Here is a 15,128-nt window from a genome sequence, read left to right as displayed (position 1 = left end):
CCCCCGGCGGCGGAGGACCCGCCCGGTGCCGCCGGGCCGGCGGGCCGGGTGGCGGGCCAGGGCGGCCCCGGCCGGGTGGGCCGGGCGGCGGCCACCCGGGCCCCGGCCGGTCGGTCACGCCCGCGTCACGCGCAGGATGACGTCGTCGGACCCGTTGTCGCTGGTCAGGTAGAGGGCGCCGTCGGGCCCGAGGCGGGCGCCGCGCAGACGGCCGAACTGCCCGTCGAGCTCCGCCGGGACGGTGACCGACACGATGCGGGACTCGTCGGCCCCGGTGCCCGGGCGCATGAGGTAGAGCTTCTCGCCCTTGAGGGCGCTGACGGCGAGCATGCCCGCCATGTCACCCCACGCCGGGCCGTCGAGGAAGGCCAGTCCGCTGATCGCCTCGGTCGGGTCGCCCGAGCTCCAGGCGGCCGGGACCGCGTCGGGGTAGCGGTCGAGGTCGGTCATCGGCACGGACTCGTCGTAGCCCCCGGGGCTCTCGCCGCCCCGGGCCGGGTCCCAGCCGTAGTTGCGGCCCGGGACCACGACGTTGACCTCGTCGTCGACGTCGGGCCCGTGCTCGGCACTCCACGCACGGTTCGTGCCCGGCTGCACGGCGACGCCCTGCACGTTGCGGTGCCCGTAGCCGACGACGAGCCGCTCGGCGGCGCTGCCGGACGCGGCGAACGGGTTGCCCGGCGCCGGTCCGCCCGTCGCCGGGTCGATCCGCAGGACCTTGCCGCCGAGCGAGCCGCGGTCCTGGGGGATCGTGGCGCGGGCGGTGTCGCCGGTGCCGACGAGCAGCATCCCGTCCTGGTCGAACGTCGGGCGGCAGCCGGAGTGCCGACCGGAGGGGTTGATCGGGAGCCCGCCGACGAGCGGGTCGCGCACGCGGTCCGCGCGGGTGCCGTCGGGGGACAGGCGCCAGGAGACGACGCGGATGTCGACCGGCCGGCCGCCCTCCTGGTGGTCCTGACAGGTGACGAACGCGCCCGACGTGGCCACGTCGGGCGCCGCGGCGATGCCCAGCAGCCCGCCCTCGCCGCGCGCGTAGACGTCGCCGAGGTCGGCGGTCACGGGCGTCACCCGGGCGCCCGGACCCAGGCCCGTGACCAGCGACAACGAGCCGTCGCGCTGGGTCACCAGCATGCGGTCGCCGCCGACGAACGCGACGTCCCACGGGTTCGCGAGCCCGCCCGCGACCGTCTCGACCCGCAGGCCGGTGCCGCTCGGCGCGGTGGTGGTCGGGGCGGGGGTCCCGGAGCCGGGCGCGGCGCCCGCACCGGCGCCGCCGTTCGGGGCCGCGGAGGTCCCCTCGGTGCGCTCGCCGCACGCGGTCAGGGCCAGGGCCATCAGCGCCGCGAGGGCCAGCAGGGCGCTCGCCGGGCGGCCGCGCCTGCGGGTCCGGCTGCGGGTCCGGCTGGGGGTCCGGCGGGGGGCCGGGCTGGTGGTCACACCGGGGGATGATGCCGCGTGGTCCGTCCGGTTCGTGTGTCGCCCCGGCGTTCGGTGCCCGGCGCACCGTTCTGCGCCGCACGGGTGAGACACACGTGAAGTTGTCCGTGAACGAACCGCGCGGTACTTTTTGGTCGGCACCGAGGAGCCGTGCGATCCGGGGGGCACGCACGGACCGCGGGGCCGGAGGCCGCCGGCTGCGGGGCGCCGGCGCCCTCCACCCCCCGTGCCCCACCGGGCCGCGGGCGTCGGGGGGCGCACGTACCCTGGAGACATCCCCGGCGCGCCCGTCTCCCTGGTGCGTGCCCGACGGTCCGTCGAAGGGTCCCGCCCCGTTGTCGCCCGCTGCGCCTGCTGCCGTGCCGCACACCGCCCCCGCTCCGCCCGTGAGCCCCGCGACCCCCGGGTCCGCCCCCCTCGCCGCACTCCTGCCCCCGGTCCTGGCCGACGCGGGCATGCGCGAGGTGGTGGCGGCCGCCGGGCGCGACGCCGCGGTCGAGGGCCCCACCGGCCTGCGCCCGTTCGTCGCGGCCGCGCTCGCCGCGGAGGCCGACACCGGGGCGGGCGTGCCGGTCCTCGTCGTGACCGCCACCGAGCGGGAGGCCGAGGAGCTCGCGGGGGCGGTCGCCGAGCTCCTGACGCCGGAGGCCGTCGCCTACCTGCCGAGCTGGGAGACGCTGCCCCACGAGCGGCTCTCCCCGCGCGCGGACACCGTCGGCCGGCGGGTCTCCGTCTTCCGCCGCCTGGCCCACCCCGAGGCCGACGACACCCCGGACCTCCCGCTGCGCGCGGTCGTCACCGCCACCCGCAGCCTCATCCAGCCGGTCGTGCCCGGGCTCGGCGACCTCGAGCCGGTGCGGCTGACCGAGGGCACCGAGTACGAGCTCGAGGCGCTCACCCAGCGGCTGGTCGACCTCGCGTACGCGCGCGTGGAGATGGTGGAGAAGCGCGGCGAGTTCGCCGTCCGCGGCGGCATCGTCGACCTCTTCCCGCCGACGGCGGCCGCGCCGGTGCGCGTCGAGTTCTGGGGCGACGAGGTCTCCGAGCTGCGCTGCTTCTCCGTCGCCGACCAGCGCTCGCTGCCCGGTGAGGGCCCGGACGCCCGGCCCACCGAGGTCGTCGCGCCGCCCTGCCGCGAGCTGCTGCTCACCGACGCCGTCCGTGCCCGCGCCGCCGAGCTGGCCGCCGAGCACACCCGCGACAAGGCGCTCTCCGAGCTGCTCGGTCGGGTCGCCGAGGGCATCCCGACCGAGGGCATGGAGTCGCTGATCCCGGCGCTGCTCGACGGGGAGGGTGGCGCCGCCGAGCTCGAGCTGCTGCCCGAGCTGCTGCCCGCGGGCGGGCACGTGCTCGTCTGCCACCCCGAGCGCGTCCTGACCCGTGCCGCCGATCTCGTGCGCACCGGCCAGGAGTTCCTCGAGGCCTCCTGGCTGGCCGCCGCCGACGGCACCGACGGCCGCGCCCCGATCGACCTCGGCGCCTCGGCGTACCGCGACCTCGGCGACGTCCGCGCCGTCGCGGCGAAGGCCGGCCGGCCCTGGTGGACGCTCTCCAGCCTGGCGACCGACCCCGACGTCGAGGACGACAGCCACACCCGCGACGGCGCTCGCGTGCTGCGTCCCGGCTTCACCGGCGTCGAGGCGTACCGCGGCGACGTCTCCCGCGCGGCCGCCGACCTGCGCGCGCTCGCCGCGTCCGGCGGGGTCGGCGTGCTCGTCGTGCCCGCCGCGGGCACCGCGCAGCGGGCCGCCGAGCAGCTGCGCGAGCAGGAGGTCCCGGTCGCGCTGGCCGCCGAGGGCCTGACCGCGGCGCCGGAGCCGGGCGTCGTGACGATCACGCGCGGGGCGCTGGCCGACGGCGTCACCGCAGGGGCGACGCCGCTGGTGGTCGTCACCGAGGCCGACCTCACCGGCACCCGCCCGGGCACCGAGGGCACGGTCAAGCGCGCCCCGGTCAAGCGGCGCAACGCCGTCGACCCCCTGACGCTGCAGCCCGGCGACTTCGTGGTCCACGCCCAGCACGGCATCGGCAGGTTCGTCGAGATGACCCAGCGGACCACGGGCACCGGCCCGGCGCGCACCACGCGCGAGTACCTGGTCCTGGAGTACGCCAGCTCCAAGCGGGGCCAGGCGTCGGACCGGCTGTTCGTCCCGACCGACCAGCTCGACCAGGTCAGCCGCTACGTCGGCGGCGAGCTGCCGACGCTGAACAAGCTCGGCGGGTCGGACTGGTCGAAGACCAAGTCGAAGGCCCGCAAGGCGGTCCGCGACATCGCGGCCTCGCTGGTGCAGCTCTACGCCGCGCGCCAGGCCGCGCCGGGCCACGCGTTCGCGCCCGACACCCCGTGGCAGCGGGAGATGGAGGACGCGTTCCCCTACACCGAGACGCCCGACCAGGCGTCGGCGATCGACGAGGTCAAGGCCGACATGGAGAAGGCGGTCCCGATGGACCGCGTCATCTCCGGCGACGTCGGCTACGGCAAGACCGAGATCGCGGTGCGGGCGGCGTTCAAGGCGGTGCAGGACGGCAAGCAGGTCGCGGTCCTCGTCCCGACGACGCTGCTCGCCCAGCAGCACCTGCAGACGTTCACCGACCGGATGCGCAACTTCCCGATCACGGTGAAGGGTCTGTCGCGGTTCACGCCGAACAAGGAGGCCGACGCGACGATCCGCGGCCTCGCCGACGGCAGCGTCGACGTCGTCGTCGGCACCCACCGGCTGCTGCAGACCGGGGTCAGCTGGAAGGACCTCGGGCTGGTGGTCATCGACGAGGAGCAGCGCTTCGGCGTCGAGGCCAAGGAGCACATCACCGGGCTGCGGGCGCACGTCGACGTGCTGTCGATGTCGGCGACCCCGATCCCGCGCACCCTGGAGATGAGCCTGGCCGGCATCCGCGAGATGTCGACCATCCTCACCCCGCCCGAGGAGCGGCACCCGACGCTGACCTACGTCGGCGCCTACGACGAGAAGCAGGTCGCCGCGGCCGTGCGGCGCGAGCTGCTGCGCGACGGGCAGGTCTTCTACATCCACAACCGCGTCAGCTCGATCGACGACGCCGCCGCGCGGGTGCGCCGTCTCGTGCCCGAGGCGCGCGTCGTCACCGCGCACGGGCAGATGGCCGAGGAGCGCCTGGAGCGCACGGTCAACGAGTTCTGGGAGCGCGAGCACGACGTGCTCGTCTGCACCACGATCGTCGAGAACGGCCTGGACATCTCCAACGCGAACACCCTGATCGTCGAGCGGGCCGACACCCTCGGGCTCTCGCAGCTCCACCAGCTGCGCGGCCGCGTCGGGCGTGGTCGCGAGCGTGGCTACGCGTACTTCCTCTACCCGGCCGACCAGCCGCTCACCGAGACCGCCCACGACCGCCTGGCCACCGTCGCGCAGCACTCCGAGCTGGGCGCGGGCACCGCGGTGGCCATGAAGGACCTCGAGATCCGCGGGGCGGGCAACATCCTCGGCGCCGAGCAGTCCGGCCACATCGCGGGCGTCGGCTTCGACCTCTACGTGCGCCTGGTCGGCGAGGCCGTCGAGGCCTTCAAGGCGCACACCGACGTCGAGGGCGGCGACGAGCCGCTCGCGGAGGTGCGCGTCGACCTGCCGATCGACGCCCACGTCCCGCACGACTACGTCGACACCGAGCGGCTGCGCCTCGACGTCTACCGCAAGATCGCCGAGGCCGGCGACGCCGCGGCGCTGGACGCGGTCCGCGAGGAGCTGGTCGACCGCTACGGCGAGCCGCCGACCCCGGTGACCAACCTGCTCGCCGTCGCCGCGTTCCGGCAGGCCTGCCGCCGGCACGGGATCACCGAGGTCGCGGGCCAGGGCAACCAGATCCGTCTCGCGCCGGTCGACCTGCCGGACTCGGCGCAGATGCGGGTCAAGCGCCTCCACCCGCGCGCCCAGTACAAGCCCGCCTCGCGGACGCTGTCCCTGCCCCGCCCGGTGGCGGGCCAGGACGGCAAGGGTCCCGTGCGCATGGGTGCGGCCCCCCTGCGCGACCTGGAGCTGCTGGCCTGGCTCGAGCAGCTGTTCACCCAGCTCTTCCCGGCCCCGGTGGCGGCCGCCACCACCTGACGCTGATCACCCCGCCCCCACGGTCGCTGTCGATCTCCGCGGCGACCGTGGGGGCGGGCTGACCATCGGAAGGGATCCGTGGGGCCGTCTGCTGCGTCGAACCCGGTGTGCCTCCCAAGACCTCCCGGACCGCGGACCCGTTCCGCGGCTCCCTCGCCGTCGCGGCCGGCGAGGTGACGTGGTCCCGCCTGCGCCGCCACGAGTTCGTCGCGCTCCGGCCCGACACCTACGTCGGCGCCGACGTGCCGCTCGACATCTCGGTGCGCGTCCGCGGTCTCGCCGTCTGGGGTGGCCTGGACGCGGTCGTCGCGGGACCGTCGGCCGCCCTCGGCTGGGGCGTCGACTGTCCGTGGGACGCCGACGAGATCATCCTGACCAGCTGGCGGCGGCCGGGAGCGGCCGGCGTCCGGGTGCGCGTGGACGTCCTGCCGCCCGACGAGATCGGCCGGCAGTGGCGGTCACGGCTCACCACTCCGGAACGCACCGCCATCGACCTCGCGCGCCGCGGCACCCTCCCCGACGCCGTCGCCGCGGTCGACGCCCTCGCGCACGCCTGGAGGTTCGGGCCGGGGGAGCTCGCCGCGATCGTGGCCGCCCATCCCGGGGCGCGGGGGCTCCTCCGCGCGCGGCGCGTCGTCTCCCTCATGGACCGGCGGGCCGAGTCGCTGCCCGAGAGCCGCCTGCGGGTGGGCCTCGTCCTGCGGGGTGTGCCGCCGCCCGTGCCCCAGCACCCCGTCCGCCTCCCGAACGGGCGGGCCGCCCGCCTCGACCTCGCCTGGCCGGAGCCCGGACCAGGCCGACGGCCCGTCGCCCTCGAGTACGACGGCCCGGAGCACCGCTCGATCGTCGGCCACGGACTCGACCTCGAGCGCGAGGCCGGTCTCGACGAGCTCGGCTGGGACGTCGTCCGCGTGACCTCTCTCCAGATGCGGGATCTCGACGCCCTGGCGGCCCGCATGCGTCGCAAGCTCGGTCTCTGAGCGCTCGAGCCCGCCCCTGCAGTCGTTGTCGATCTTCTCGGTGACCCTGAGGGCGAGCTGATCACCCGGGGCGGGCGGGGGAGGGGGCCGGGCGGGTGAGAAGGTGACGCCCGTGCGTCGTCTGTTCCCGCTGGTCGCGGTCGTGGTCGGTCTGGTCGTGCTCGCCGGGTGCGGGACGGGCCCGAACCGGGCCGGGGCCGCGGCGGTCGTCGGCGACCAGGTGGTCACCGTGGACGAGATCCAGGCCGGCCTGCGGACCGCGGCGCCGGACCTGCGCGTCGCGGTCGACCAGCAGGGGGCCGCGTCGGGCATCGCGCCGGGGGCGCCGATCCCGCCCCAGCTGCTGGCCCAGCAGTCGCGGCGGCTCGTGACGGTCCGGGTGCTGCACGACCTCATCGCCGAGCAGGCGCGCCGCGACGGGATCGTGGTCACCCCCCAGCGCGTGGACGCCGCCCTGGCGCGCGCCGGTGGGGCGGAGGGCGCCGCGGCGGGCAGCGGGTTCGACCCGGCGACGGTCCGCCAGCTCGTCGCCGACCAGCTCGCGGCGGGCGACATCGGCCGGCGGGTCTTCGACCGCCTCCAGGTCACCATCGACTACACCTCGACGCCCGACCGCGCGACGGCCGAGGCGCTCGCCGCGCGGGTGGCCGCGGACCCGGCCCGCGCGCCGCAGCTGTTCGGCGCGGGCGGCCAGGGCGCCACCGGCCTGACGCTGCGCCCCGGCGCGGACCAGGGCGCGGGCCTGCGGTCGTCGGCGTCGTCGGTGCTGTTCGGGCTGCCGGAGGGCACGGTCTCGATCACCCCGGGCGGGGGCTCGCAGAGCAGCGCCCAGGACCCCGCGCAGGGCCCCTGGACGGTCATCCACGTCAGCCGCCGGACCCTCGACGCGCCGCCGAACGGCCCCGGCGTCACCCCGGCCGCGGCGGTCGACGACGACACCATGTTCGGCTTCGGGCTGCGCCAGCTCCAGCCGCTGGCGCTCGAGCTCGGCGTCGAGGTCAGCCCGCGCTACGGCGCCTGGGACCCGACGCAGCTCGACGTGGTCGACAGCCCGAGCGCCGCCGGCGTCGTCCTCCCGGTGCGCACCCAGGCCCCGTGACCGAGCGGATCCCGGTCGACCCGCGGCTCGGTGCGGTCCTGCCCGCCGCGGCGGTCCGCGCGGTCGCCGCGGCCGACCAGGTGCGCCTGCACCCCGACCTGCCCGCTGACGTGGCGGCGGCCTTCGCCCGCGACCTCGGCGCCGTCGGCCCGGACGCCCCGCTCCCGAAGACCACGGCCGCCGGCACGGTCGTCGAGCTCGTGCCGGGTCCGGCCGGTGCGCCGGCGGGGGCCGAGCTGCTCGAGGCCGTCCGGGTCATGGACCGGCTGCGCTCGCCGGGCGGCTGCCCCTGGGACGCCGCGCAGACGCCGGGGTCGCTGCTGCGCTACCTCGTCGAGGAGACCTACGAGCTCTACGACGCGGTGGCCGACGACGACCGCGCCGCGGTGCGCGAGGAGCTCGGCGACGTGCTGCTGCAGGTGCTCTTCCACGCCCGCATCGCGCAGGAGGACGCCGCCGACCCGTTCGGGATCGACGAGGTGGCGGGCGAGCTCGTCGCCAAGCTCGTCGGGCGGCACCCGCACGTCTTCGGCGACGGCGAGGTGATCACCGGGGCTGTGATGACCCCTGGCGAGCAGCAGGTCCGGTGGGAGGAGCTCAAGGCCGTCGAGAAGCGGCGTGAGTCGGCCCTCGACGGCGTCGCCACCGCCCAGCCCGCTGCGGCGCTCGTGGCCAAGTACCTGTCGCGCTCCCGCCGTGCCGGGGTGCCCGACGACCTGCTGGCGGCCGCGTCGGACGACCCGCTCTACGCGCGGATCGCCGCGGGCGGCGACGCCGACCCCGAGGGCGCCCTGCGGGCCGCGGCGGCGGAGCTGGCGCGCCGGGTGCGCGGGGCCGAGGCGGCGGCCCGGGCCGCGGGGGAGGACCCGTCCGCGGACGGGTCATGGCGCCGGCACTGGCCCGCCTGATCGGGCAAAACGGACTTTTCGGCCACCGACCGTGATCACAGGGGGTCGGGTCGATGGTCCCTTCCCTCGGTCGGCTGCCTCAGGCTAGCCTCACCTCACGCCAGGTGAGGGTCGCCTGAGTTCGGGTCGAGAGGACGCCATGCTGGGGAACGCCCTGATCGGACTGCGGGAGGGCCTCGAGGCCTCGCTCGTCGTCAGCATCCTCGTGGCGTTCCTCGTGCGCACCGACCGGCGCCGCGAGCTGCCGAAGGTGTGGCTCGGCGTCGCCGTGGCGATCGCGGTCAGCATCGGCGTCACGCTCGCGCTGACGCTGAGCCAGCAGGCGCTGACCTTCGAGGCGCAGGAGGCCCTGGGCGGGTCGCTGTCGATCGTCGCCGTCGGGTTCGTCACCTGGATGATCTTCTGGATGCGCCGGGTCGGCCGGACGATCGCGGCGGAGCTCGAGGGCGGCCTGGAGAAGGCGATCGCCATGGGCTCCGCGGCCGTCGTGGTGATGGCCGCCCTGGCCGTCGGGCGCGAGGGCCTGGAGACGGCGGTGTTCTTCTTCGCCGCGGCGCAGGCCGCGGGCGAGACGACCGGCCCGCTGATCGGCTTCCTCGCCGGCATCGTGGTGGCGGTCCTGCTCGCCTACCTGATCTACCGCGGCGCCGTGAAGCTCAACCTCGGCAAGTTCTTCACCGTGACCGGCGTCCTGCTGGTCTTCGTCGCCGCCGGCATCCTCGCCTACGGCGTCCACGACCTGCAGGAGGCCGGCATCCTGCCGGGCCTGAACACCCTGGCGTTCGACGTCAGCGCCGCCGTCCCCGCCGACTCCTGGTACGGGACGCTGCTCAAGGGCGTCTTCAACTTCTCCCCGCAGACCACCGTGCTCGAGGCGGTGGTGTGGGTGCTCTACGTCGCGATCGTGCTGACGCTCTTCCTGCGCCGACCTCGGCGCCCGCAGAGCCCGGCGCCGGCGGCCCCCGCGGGCGACACCGCGGACACGACGGTCTGACCCCCAGCCCCGCAGCCCCAGCCCCCGCTCGACCCCGCGCGCAGCGTCGCGCCCCACGGAGGAGAACGATGTCCCGCAGGAGTCTGGTCCCCGGAGCGCTCCTGGCGGTGGTCGCGCTCAGCGCCCTCGCCGCCTGCACGAGCACCGCGCCCCCGCAGGGCCAAGGGGCCGGCGGCCCCATCTCGGTGCGGGCGTCGGACACGGCGTGCGAGGTCTCGACCGCCGAGGCCCCGGCGGGCACCGTGTCGTTCTCGGTGCAGAACACCGGCACCAAGGTCACCGAGTTCTACTTCTACGGCGCCGGCGACCGGATCATCGGCGAGGTCGAGAACATCGGCCCGGGCCTGACGCGCCAGCTGCTCGTCGAGGTCCCGCAGGGCGGGCAGTACACGACGGCGTGCAAGCCGGGCATGGTCGGCGACGGCATCCGCGCGCCGTTCACCGTCACGGGCAACGTCCCCGGGGCGGCCGACCAGGACGCGACGCTCGCCGGCGCGGTGGCGGGTTACCAGCGCTACACCAACTCGCAGATCGACGCCGGGATCGCCCGCACCCAGGAGTTCGTCGACGCGGTCAAGCGCGGCGACGTGGCCGGGGCCAAGCAGCTCTACCCGGTCTCGCGCACCTACTGGGAGCGCGTCGAGCCGGTGGCCGAGTCGTTCGGCGACATCGACCCGCGCGTCGACGGCCGCGAGGACGACGAGCGCGACCCGGGCGTGGCCTGGACCGGCTACCACCGCCTGGAGAAGGACCTGTGGGTCACCGGCCTGCAGCCCGACTCGGCCGCGATCGGCGACCAGCTCATGACCGACCTGCGCGACCTGCAGAACCGCGCGCGGACCGTGGCGCTCACCCCGGTGCAGCTCGCCAACGGCGCGAAGGAGCTGCTCGACGAGGTCGCCACCGGCAAGATCACCGGTGAGGAGGACCGCTACTCGGGCACCGACCTGTGGGACTTCCGCGCCAACGTCGACGGCTCGCAGGCCGCGATCGCGGCGCTGCGCCCGGCCATCGACCAGCGCGACCCCGCGCTCGGCCCGACGCTCGACGCCCGCTTCGGCGACGTCGACCGCCTGCTCGAGCAGTACCGCGACGGTGACGGCTTCCGGCTGTACCCGACGCTGACCGAGCAGGACAAGCAGCGCATGGCCCAGGCGATCGACGCGCTCGGCGAGCCGGTGAGCCAGGTCGCGGGCCTCGTGTCGGCATGACGCGCAGCGGTACCGACCGGGCCGACCCGTCCGCCCCCGCCGAGGGAGCGGCCGGGACGGCCCCGACCGCCCCGGCGGCGCCCGCGGGGTCGCCGCCGCAGGGACCGGGCGGTGGCGACCGGCCGCCGTCCGGGGACGAGCAGCCGCGCGGGGTGTCGCGTCGGCGTCTGCTCGGCTGGACCGGGGCGGGTGCCGCGCTGGCCGGCGCGGGCGCCGTCGCGGGCTACGCCGCGGCGCGTCCCGGACCCGCGCCGGACCCGTCCGGGGGCGTGGTCCCGTTCCGCGGGCCCTACCAGGCCGGGATCGTCACCCCGGCCCAGGACCGGCTGCACTTCGTCGCGCTCGACCTCACCAGCGTCGACCGCGCGTCGCTGCGCAGCCTGCTGCAGCGGTGGACGACGGCGGCCGAGCGCATGACCGCCGGCGCCGAGGCGGCGCCCGGCGGCGCGGTGAACCGCAACCCGGAGGCCCCGCCCAGCGACACCGGGGAGGCCCTCGGCCTGCCCGCGTCCGCGCTGACCATCACGTTCGGGATCGGCGGGAGCCTGCTCGACAAGCTCGGCGTCCCGCGACCGCCCGAGCTCGCCGAGCTGCCGCCGTTCCAGGGCGACCAGCTCGACCCGGCGTTCTCCGGCGGCGACCTCTGCCTGCAGGCCTGCGCCAACGACCCCCAGGTCGCCGTGCACGCCGTGCGCAACCTCGTGCGCACGGGCTTCGGGACGACCTCGGTGCGGTGGTCGCAGCTCGGGTTCGGGCGCACGTCGTCGACGTCCACCACGCAGCAGACCCACCGCAACCTCTTCGGCTTCAAGGACGGCACCAACAACCTCAAGGCCGAGGACGCGGGGCTGCTCGACCAGCAGGTCTGGGTCCCGCCGACGCAGGGGCCCGCGTGGATGGCCGGCGGCACGTACCTGGTGGCGCGCCGCATCCGGATGCACGTCGAGACGTGGGACCGGACGTCGCTGGCCGAGCAGGAGTCGCTGACGGGCCGCACCAAGGGGGAGGGCGCGCCGATCGGGCAGGCCCAGGAGTTCGACCCGCCGAACCTGGGCCCGGGCTCGCCGATCGACCGGGACGCCCACATCCGTCTCGCCTCGGCGCAGAACAACGGCGGCGCGCGGATCCTCCGTCGTGGCTACAACTTCGTCGACGGCAGCGACGGCCTCGGCCACCTCAACGCCGGCCTGTTCTTCGTCGCCTTCATGCGCGACCCGCACCGCCAGTTCGTGCCCATGCAGAGCGCGCTGGCCCGCCGGGACAAGATGATGGAGTACATCGAGCACACCGGGTCGGCGGTCTTCGCGGTCCCGCCCGGGCTCGCCGACGGGGCCTACTGGGGCCAGCGGTTGATCGACGGCTGAGCCCCTCGGGGTCGGGCGTGGACGCGTCGTACCGGCGCGTAATCTCCCTCCACGATGAGCGCCCCGACCGACCCCACGCCGGGCTCCCGCGATCGTGTCCCGGCACCCCGCCGGTCGACCGTCCGCAGTGGGGTCGAGGAGGCCGCCGAGACGCCCGCGCCGCGCCGGCGCCTCGCGCTGGTCGGGCGGCTCGGGCTCGTGGTGGTGCTGCTCGTCGCGGTCGTCGGAACGGTCGTGCTGGTCAGCCGCCAGGGCGAGTTCGGCCGCGAGGACGCGGGGGCCGAGGAGATCCCCGCCCTCGAGGTCGAGCCCGCGCCCGTGCAGCTGGGCACCGTCGCCCAGCCCGACGCGCTCGCCCCGCCGTCGCTGGCCCTGCCCGGCGGCTCGCCCGCCCCCTCCCAGGGCACCCGCACACTGGCCGGCTGGGCGAACGGCATCGCGTCCCGCGTCGACGTCCCGGCCCGGGCCCTGCAGGCCTACGGGACGGCCGACCTCGCGGTGAAGCAGGAGCAGCCCGACTGCAACCTCTCGTGGGTGACGATCGCGGGCCTCGCCCGCATCGAGTCCAACCACGGGCGCTACCGCGGCGCCTCGATCGCTCCCAACGGCGACGTCAGCCCGCGCGTCATCGGCGTCCCGCTCGACGGTACGAGCGGCAACCGCACCATCGGCGACACCGACCGCGGCGTCCTCGACGGCGACGCGACGCTGGACCGCGCCGTCGGCCCGCTGCAGTTCATCCCGTCCACGTGGGCGAAGTGGCGCTCCGACGGCAACGGCGACGGCATCGCCGACCCGAACAACATCGACGACGCGGCCCTGGCCGCCGGGCGCTACCTGTGCGCGGGCGGACGCGACCTCGCCACCGGTCCGGGCTGGCGCGCGGCGGTGCTGTCGTACAACAACTCCGACGAGTACGGCCGCCGCGTCTACGCCGCCGCCGACTCCTACGCCCGGGCGAGCCAGGGCTAGGACAGCGGGGGCTCAGGCGCCGCCGGTGCGGTCGGCGCGGATCGCGATGTTGGCGCTGACCTCGCCCAGGGCCTCCTGGTACTCCGGTCGCGGGTCCATCGCCGCCGCCATGCGCAGCTGCGTGCGGGCCTCGACGAGCCGGCTCTGGCGCTGCAGCGTGCGGCCGAGGGCGAAGCGCGCGTAGTGGTCCGACGGGTCCAGCTCCAGCACGCGCAGGAAGCCCTCCTCGGCCCGCCGGAACTGGGCCGACGCGAGGAACGCCCGGGCGGCCAGGAGGTGCACCGACGCGGCCGCCTGCTCGGTCTCGAGCAGCGGGGCGAGCGCCTTCAGCGCGTCCAGGGGGCGGCGGCGCTCGAGGAGGTCCTCGGCCCGGCGGAACTCCTCCACCGCACCGCGAGGGCTGTCCGGTTCGACGGGGTCGGGCTGCGGAGCGGACATCCGTGCCACCGTAGGCCGCGTCCGGGCACCGCGCGAGGGCTCCGCGCCGTGCCTGCTCACCCCCGTGCGTGGCGTGCCCGGCCGGCCGGGGCGGCCGTCTACGATGCGGGCGACGTGCCGTGCCCCGGGCACGGCGAGATCGAGCATTCGGAGGCATGGTCCGTGGCGGTCATCGAGCAGGTCGGCGCACGGGAGATCCTCGACTCGCGGGGCACGCCCACGGTCGAGGTCGAGGTGGCGCTCGACGACGGCACGCTGACCCGCGCCGCGGTGCCCTCCGGGGCGTCGACCGGCGAGCACGAGGCGGTGGAGCTGCGCGACGGCGACGACTCCCGCTACCTGGGCAAGGGCGTCGAGCGGGCCGTGGCCGGCGTGCTCGACGAGATCGGGCCCGGCCTGGTCGGCATCGACGCCGCCGAGCAGCGCGTCGTCGACCAGAAGCTCATCGACCTCGACGGGACGCCGGACAAGTCGCGGCTGGGCGCCAACGCGCTGCTGGGCGTGTCGCTCGCGGTCGCGCGCGCCGCGGCGGAGTCCGCCGAGCTGGACCTCTTCCGCTACGTCGGCGGCCCCAACGCCCACGTGCTGCCGGTGCCGATGATGAACATCCTCAACGGCGGCGCCCACGCCGACTCCGGGGTGGACGTCCAGGAGTTCATGATCGCGCCGATCGGCGCCGAGTCCTTCCGCGAGGCCCTGCGCTGGGGCGCCGAGGTCTACCAGGCGCTCAAGAAGGTCCTCAAGAAGCAGGGGCTCTCGACGGGCCTGGGTGACGAGGGCGGCTTCGCGCCCTCGCTGCCGCACAACCGCGAGGCGCTCGACCTGATCATGGCCGCGATCCGCGACGCCGGCTACACGCCGGGCCGCGACGTCGTGCTGGCCCTCGACGTCGCCGCCAGCGAGTTCTTCTCCGACGGCGTCTACCGCTTCGAGGGCGAGACGCGCAGCGCCGCCCAGATGAGCTCGTACTACGGCGAGCTGCTCGACGCGTACCCGCTGGTCAGCATCGAGGACCCGCTCTCGGAGAACGACTGGGAGGGCTGGACCAAGCTCACCGGCGACATCGGGGACCGCATCCAGATCGTCGGCGACGACCTGTTCGTCACCAACATCGAGCGGCTCGAGGAGGGCATCGAGCGCCGCGCCGCCAACGCCCTGCTGGTGAAGGTCAACCAGATCGGGACGCTTTCGGAGACCCTCGACGCGGTCAGCCTCGCCCAGCAGTACGGCTACCGCTGCATGATGAGCCACCGCTCCGGCGAGACCGAGGACACGACGATCGCCGACCTCGCCGTCGCCACCAACTGCGGCCAGATCAAGACCGGCGCCACGGCCCGCTCCGAGCGCGTCGCGAAGTACAACCAGCTGCTGCGGATCGAGGAGGCCCTCGGCGACGCGGCCCGCTACGCCGGCGACCTCGCCTTCCCGCGGTTCGACCCGGACGCCTGAGCGGCGTGCCCGCCCGCGACGGTGCCGGTGACGGCCCGGAGGACCGCGCCGACCGCGCGTCGTCCGGGCGCTCCGGCACGTCGCGCGGACGCGGTCGCGGCGGGCGGGGGAGCACGACGTCCTCGGCGCCGCGGGGACGCACCCGCGCCCGGCAGGGGCCGCGGCGCGACCCGCAGCGGGTCGTCCGCCGCCGGCACCCG

12 protein-coding genes are annotated in these 15,128 nt (G+C 75.8%); 10 read left to right on the top strand and 2 right to left on the bottom strand.

Going from position 1 to position 15,128, the window contains the following annotated elements:
* Positions 1-114: 114 nt before the first annotated feature.
* Positions 115-1,335 carry a PQQ-dependent sugar dehydrogenase gene (locus tag ABD994_RS29990; protein WP_425550155.1) on the bottom strand — a complete coding sequence of 407 codons (1,221 nt, stop codon included), beginning with the start codon at positions 1,333-1,335 and terminating at the stop codon, positions 115-117.
* Positions 1,336-1,892: 557 nt separating this feature from the next.
* On the opposite strand from ABD994_RS29990, the gene mfd reads away from it, so the two are divergent.
* From mfd to ABD994_RS29950, 8 genes are all read left to right on the top strand, one after another.
* A complete protein-coding gene (gene mfd / locus ABD994_RS29985; protein WP_345424927.1) occupies positions 1,893-5,513 on the top strand; it encodes a transcription-repair coupling factor in 3,621 nt (1,206 codons plus the stop codon).
* 107 nt (positions 5,514-5,620) lie between these two features.
* Positions 5,621-6,493, top strand: a complete 873-nt coding sequence (locus ABD994_RS29980) for a hypothetical protein (protein WP_345424919.1) — start codon at positions 5,621-5,623, stop codon at positions 6,491-6,493.
* Between the two features lie 112 nt (positions 6,494-6,605).
* Positions 6,606-7,592, top strand: a complete 987-nt coding sequence (locus tag ABD994_RS29975) for a hypothetical protein (RefSeq protein WP_345424915.1) — start codon at positions 6,606-6,608, stop codon at positions 7,590-7,592.
* The gene (locus ABD994_RS29970; protein WP_345424911.1) at positions 7,589-8,500 is read left to right on the top strand and encodes a nucleoside triphosphate pyrophosphohydrolase; all 912 of its coding nucleotides are present in this window, start codon (positions 7,589-7,591) and stop codon (positions 8,498-8,500) included. The genes ABD994_RS29975 and ABD994_RS29970 overlap by 4 nt, the downstream gene beginning before the upstream one ends.
* 139 nt (positions 8,501-8,639) lie before the next feature.
* Positions 8,640-9,494: an iron uptake transporter permease EfeU gene (gene efeU / locus ABD994_RS29965; protein ID WP_345424906.1), complete on the top strand. Its 855-nt coding sequence runs from the start codon at positions 8,640-8,642 to the stop codon at positions 9,492-9,494.
* A gap of 68 nt (positions 9,495-9,562) precedes the next feature.
* Positions 9,563-10,705 (top strand): iron uptake system protein EfeO, encoded by a 1,143-nt coding sequence (efeO, locus tag ABD994_RS29960; protein WP_345424899.1) that lies wholly within the window; start codon positions 9,563-9,565, stop codon positions 10,703-10,705.
* On the top strand, positions 10,702-12,069 hold the full coding sequence (gene efeB / locus ABD994_RS29955; protein ID WP_345424894.1) for an iron uptake transporter deferrochelatase/peroxidase subunit: 1,368 nt from the start codon (positions 10,702-10,704) through the stop codon (positions 12,067-12,069). The genes efeO and efeB overlap by 4 nt, the downstream gene beginning before the upstream one ends.
* 54 nt (positions 12,070-12,123) lie before the next feature.
* Positions 12,124-13,041 (top strand): lytic transglycosylase domain-containing protein, encoded by a 918-nt coding sequence (locus ABD994_RS29950; RefSeq protein WP_345424887.1) that lies wholly within the window; start codon positions 12,124-12,126, stop codon positions 13,039-13,041.
* A 12-nt stretch (positions 13,042-13,053) separates the two neighbouring features.
* Here the strand turns inward: ABD994_RS29950 and ABD994_RS29945 are convergent, their stop codons facing one another.
* Complete coding sequence (locus tag ABD994_RS29945; protein WP_345424882.1) at positions 13,054-13,479, bottom strand: tetratricopeptide repeat protein; 426 nt, start codon at positions 13,477-13,479, stop codon at positions 13,054-13,056.
* 162 nt (positions 13,480-13,641) lie between these two features.
* Between ABD994_RS29945 and eno the strand changes: the two genes are divergently transcribed.
* Both eno and ABD994_RS29935 read left to right on the top strand, forming a co-directional pair.
* Positions 13,642-14,928: a phosphopyruvate hydratase gene (gene eno / locus ABD994_RS29940; RefSeq protein ID WP_345424879.1), complete on the top strand. Its 1,287-nt coding sequence runs from the start codon at positions 13,642-13,644 to the stop codon at positions 14,926-14,928.
* Between the two features lie 5 nt (positions 14,929-14,933).
* A partial coding sequence (locus tag ABD994_RS29935; RefSeq protein WP_345424876.1) for a hypothetical protein occupies positions 14,934-15,128 on the top strand: 195 nt, incomplete at its 3' end.

This window comes from Actinomycetospora chlora (assembly GCF_039542135.1).
Taxonomy (GTDB): domain Bacteria; phylum Actinomycetota; class Actinomycetes; order Mycobacteriales; family Pseudonocardiaceae; genus Actinomycetospora; species Actinomycetospora chlora.
The sequence above is the reverse complement of the archived record's forward strand: the minus strand, read 5'-3'. Positions and strand labels throughout refer to the sequence as shown.

What these genes read in the sequence shown, in the direction of transcription:
- ABD994_RS29990 (WP_425550155.1), bottom strand. Translation starts at nt 1,335, where the DNA reads ATGGCCCTGGCCCTGACCGCGTGCGGCGAGCGCACCGAGGGGACCTCC.
- mfd (WP_345424927.1), top strand. Translation starts at nt 1,893, where the DNA reads ATGCGCGAGGTGGTGGCGGCCGCCGGGCGCGACGCCGCGGTCGAGGGC.
- efeU (WP_345424906.1), top strand. Translation starts at nt 8,640, where the DNA reads ATGCTGGGGAACGCCCTGATCGGACTGCGGGAGGGCCTCGAGGCCTCG.
- efeO (WP_345424899.1), top strand. Translation starts at nt 9,563, where the DNA reads ATGTCCCGCAGGAGTCTGGTCCCCGGAGCGCTCCTGGCGGTGGTCGCG.
- efeB (WP_345424894.1), top strand. Translation starts at nt 10,702, where the DNA reads ATGACGCGCAGCGGTACCGACCGGGCCGACCCGTCCGCCCCCGCCGAG.
- ABD994_RS29950 (WP_345424887.1), top strand. Translation starts at nt 12,124, where the DNA reads ATGAGCGCCCCGACCGACCCCACGCCGGGCTCCCGCGATCGTGTCCCG.
- ABD994_RS29945 (WP_345424882.1), bottom strand. Translation starts at nt 13,479, where the DNA reads ATGTCCGCTCCGCAGCCCGACCCCGTCGAACCGGACAGCCCTCGCGGT.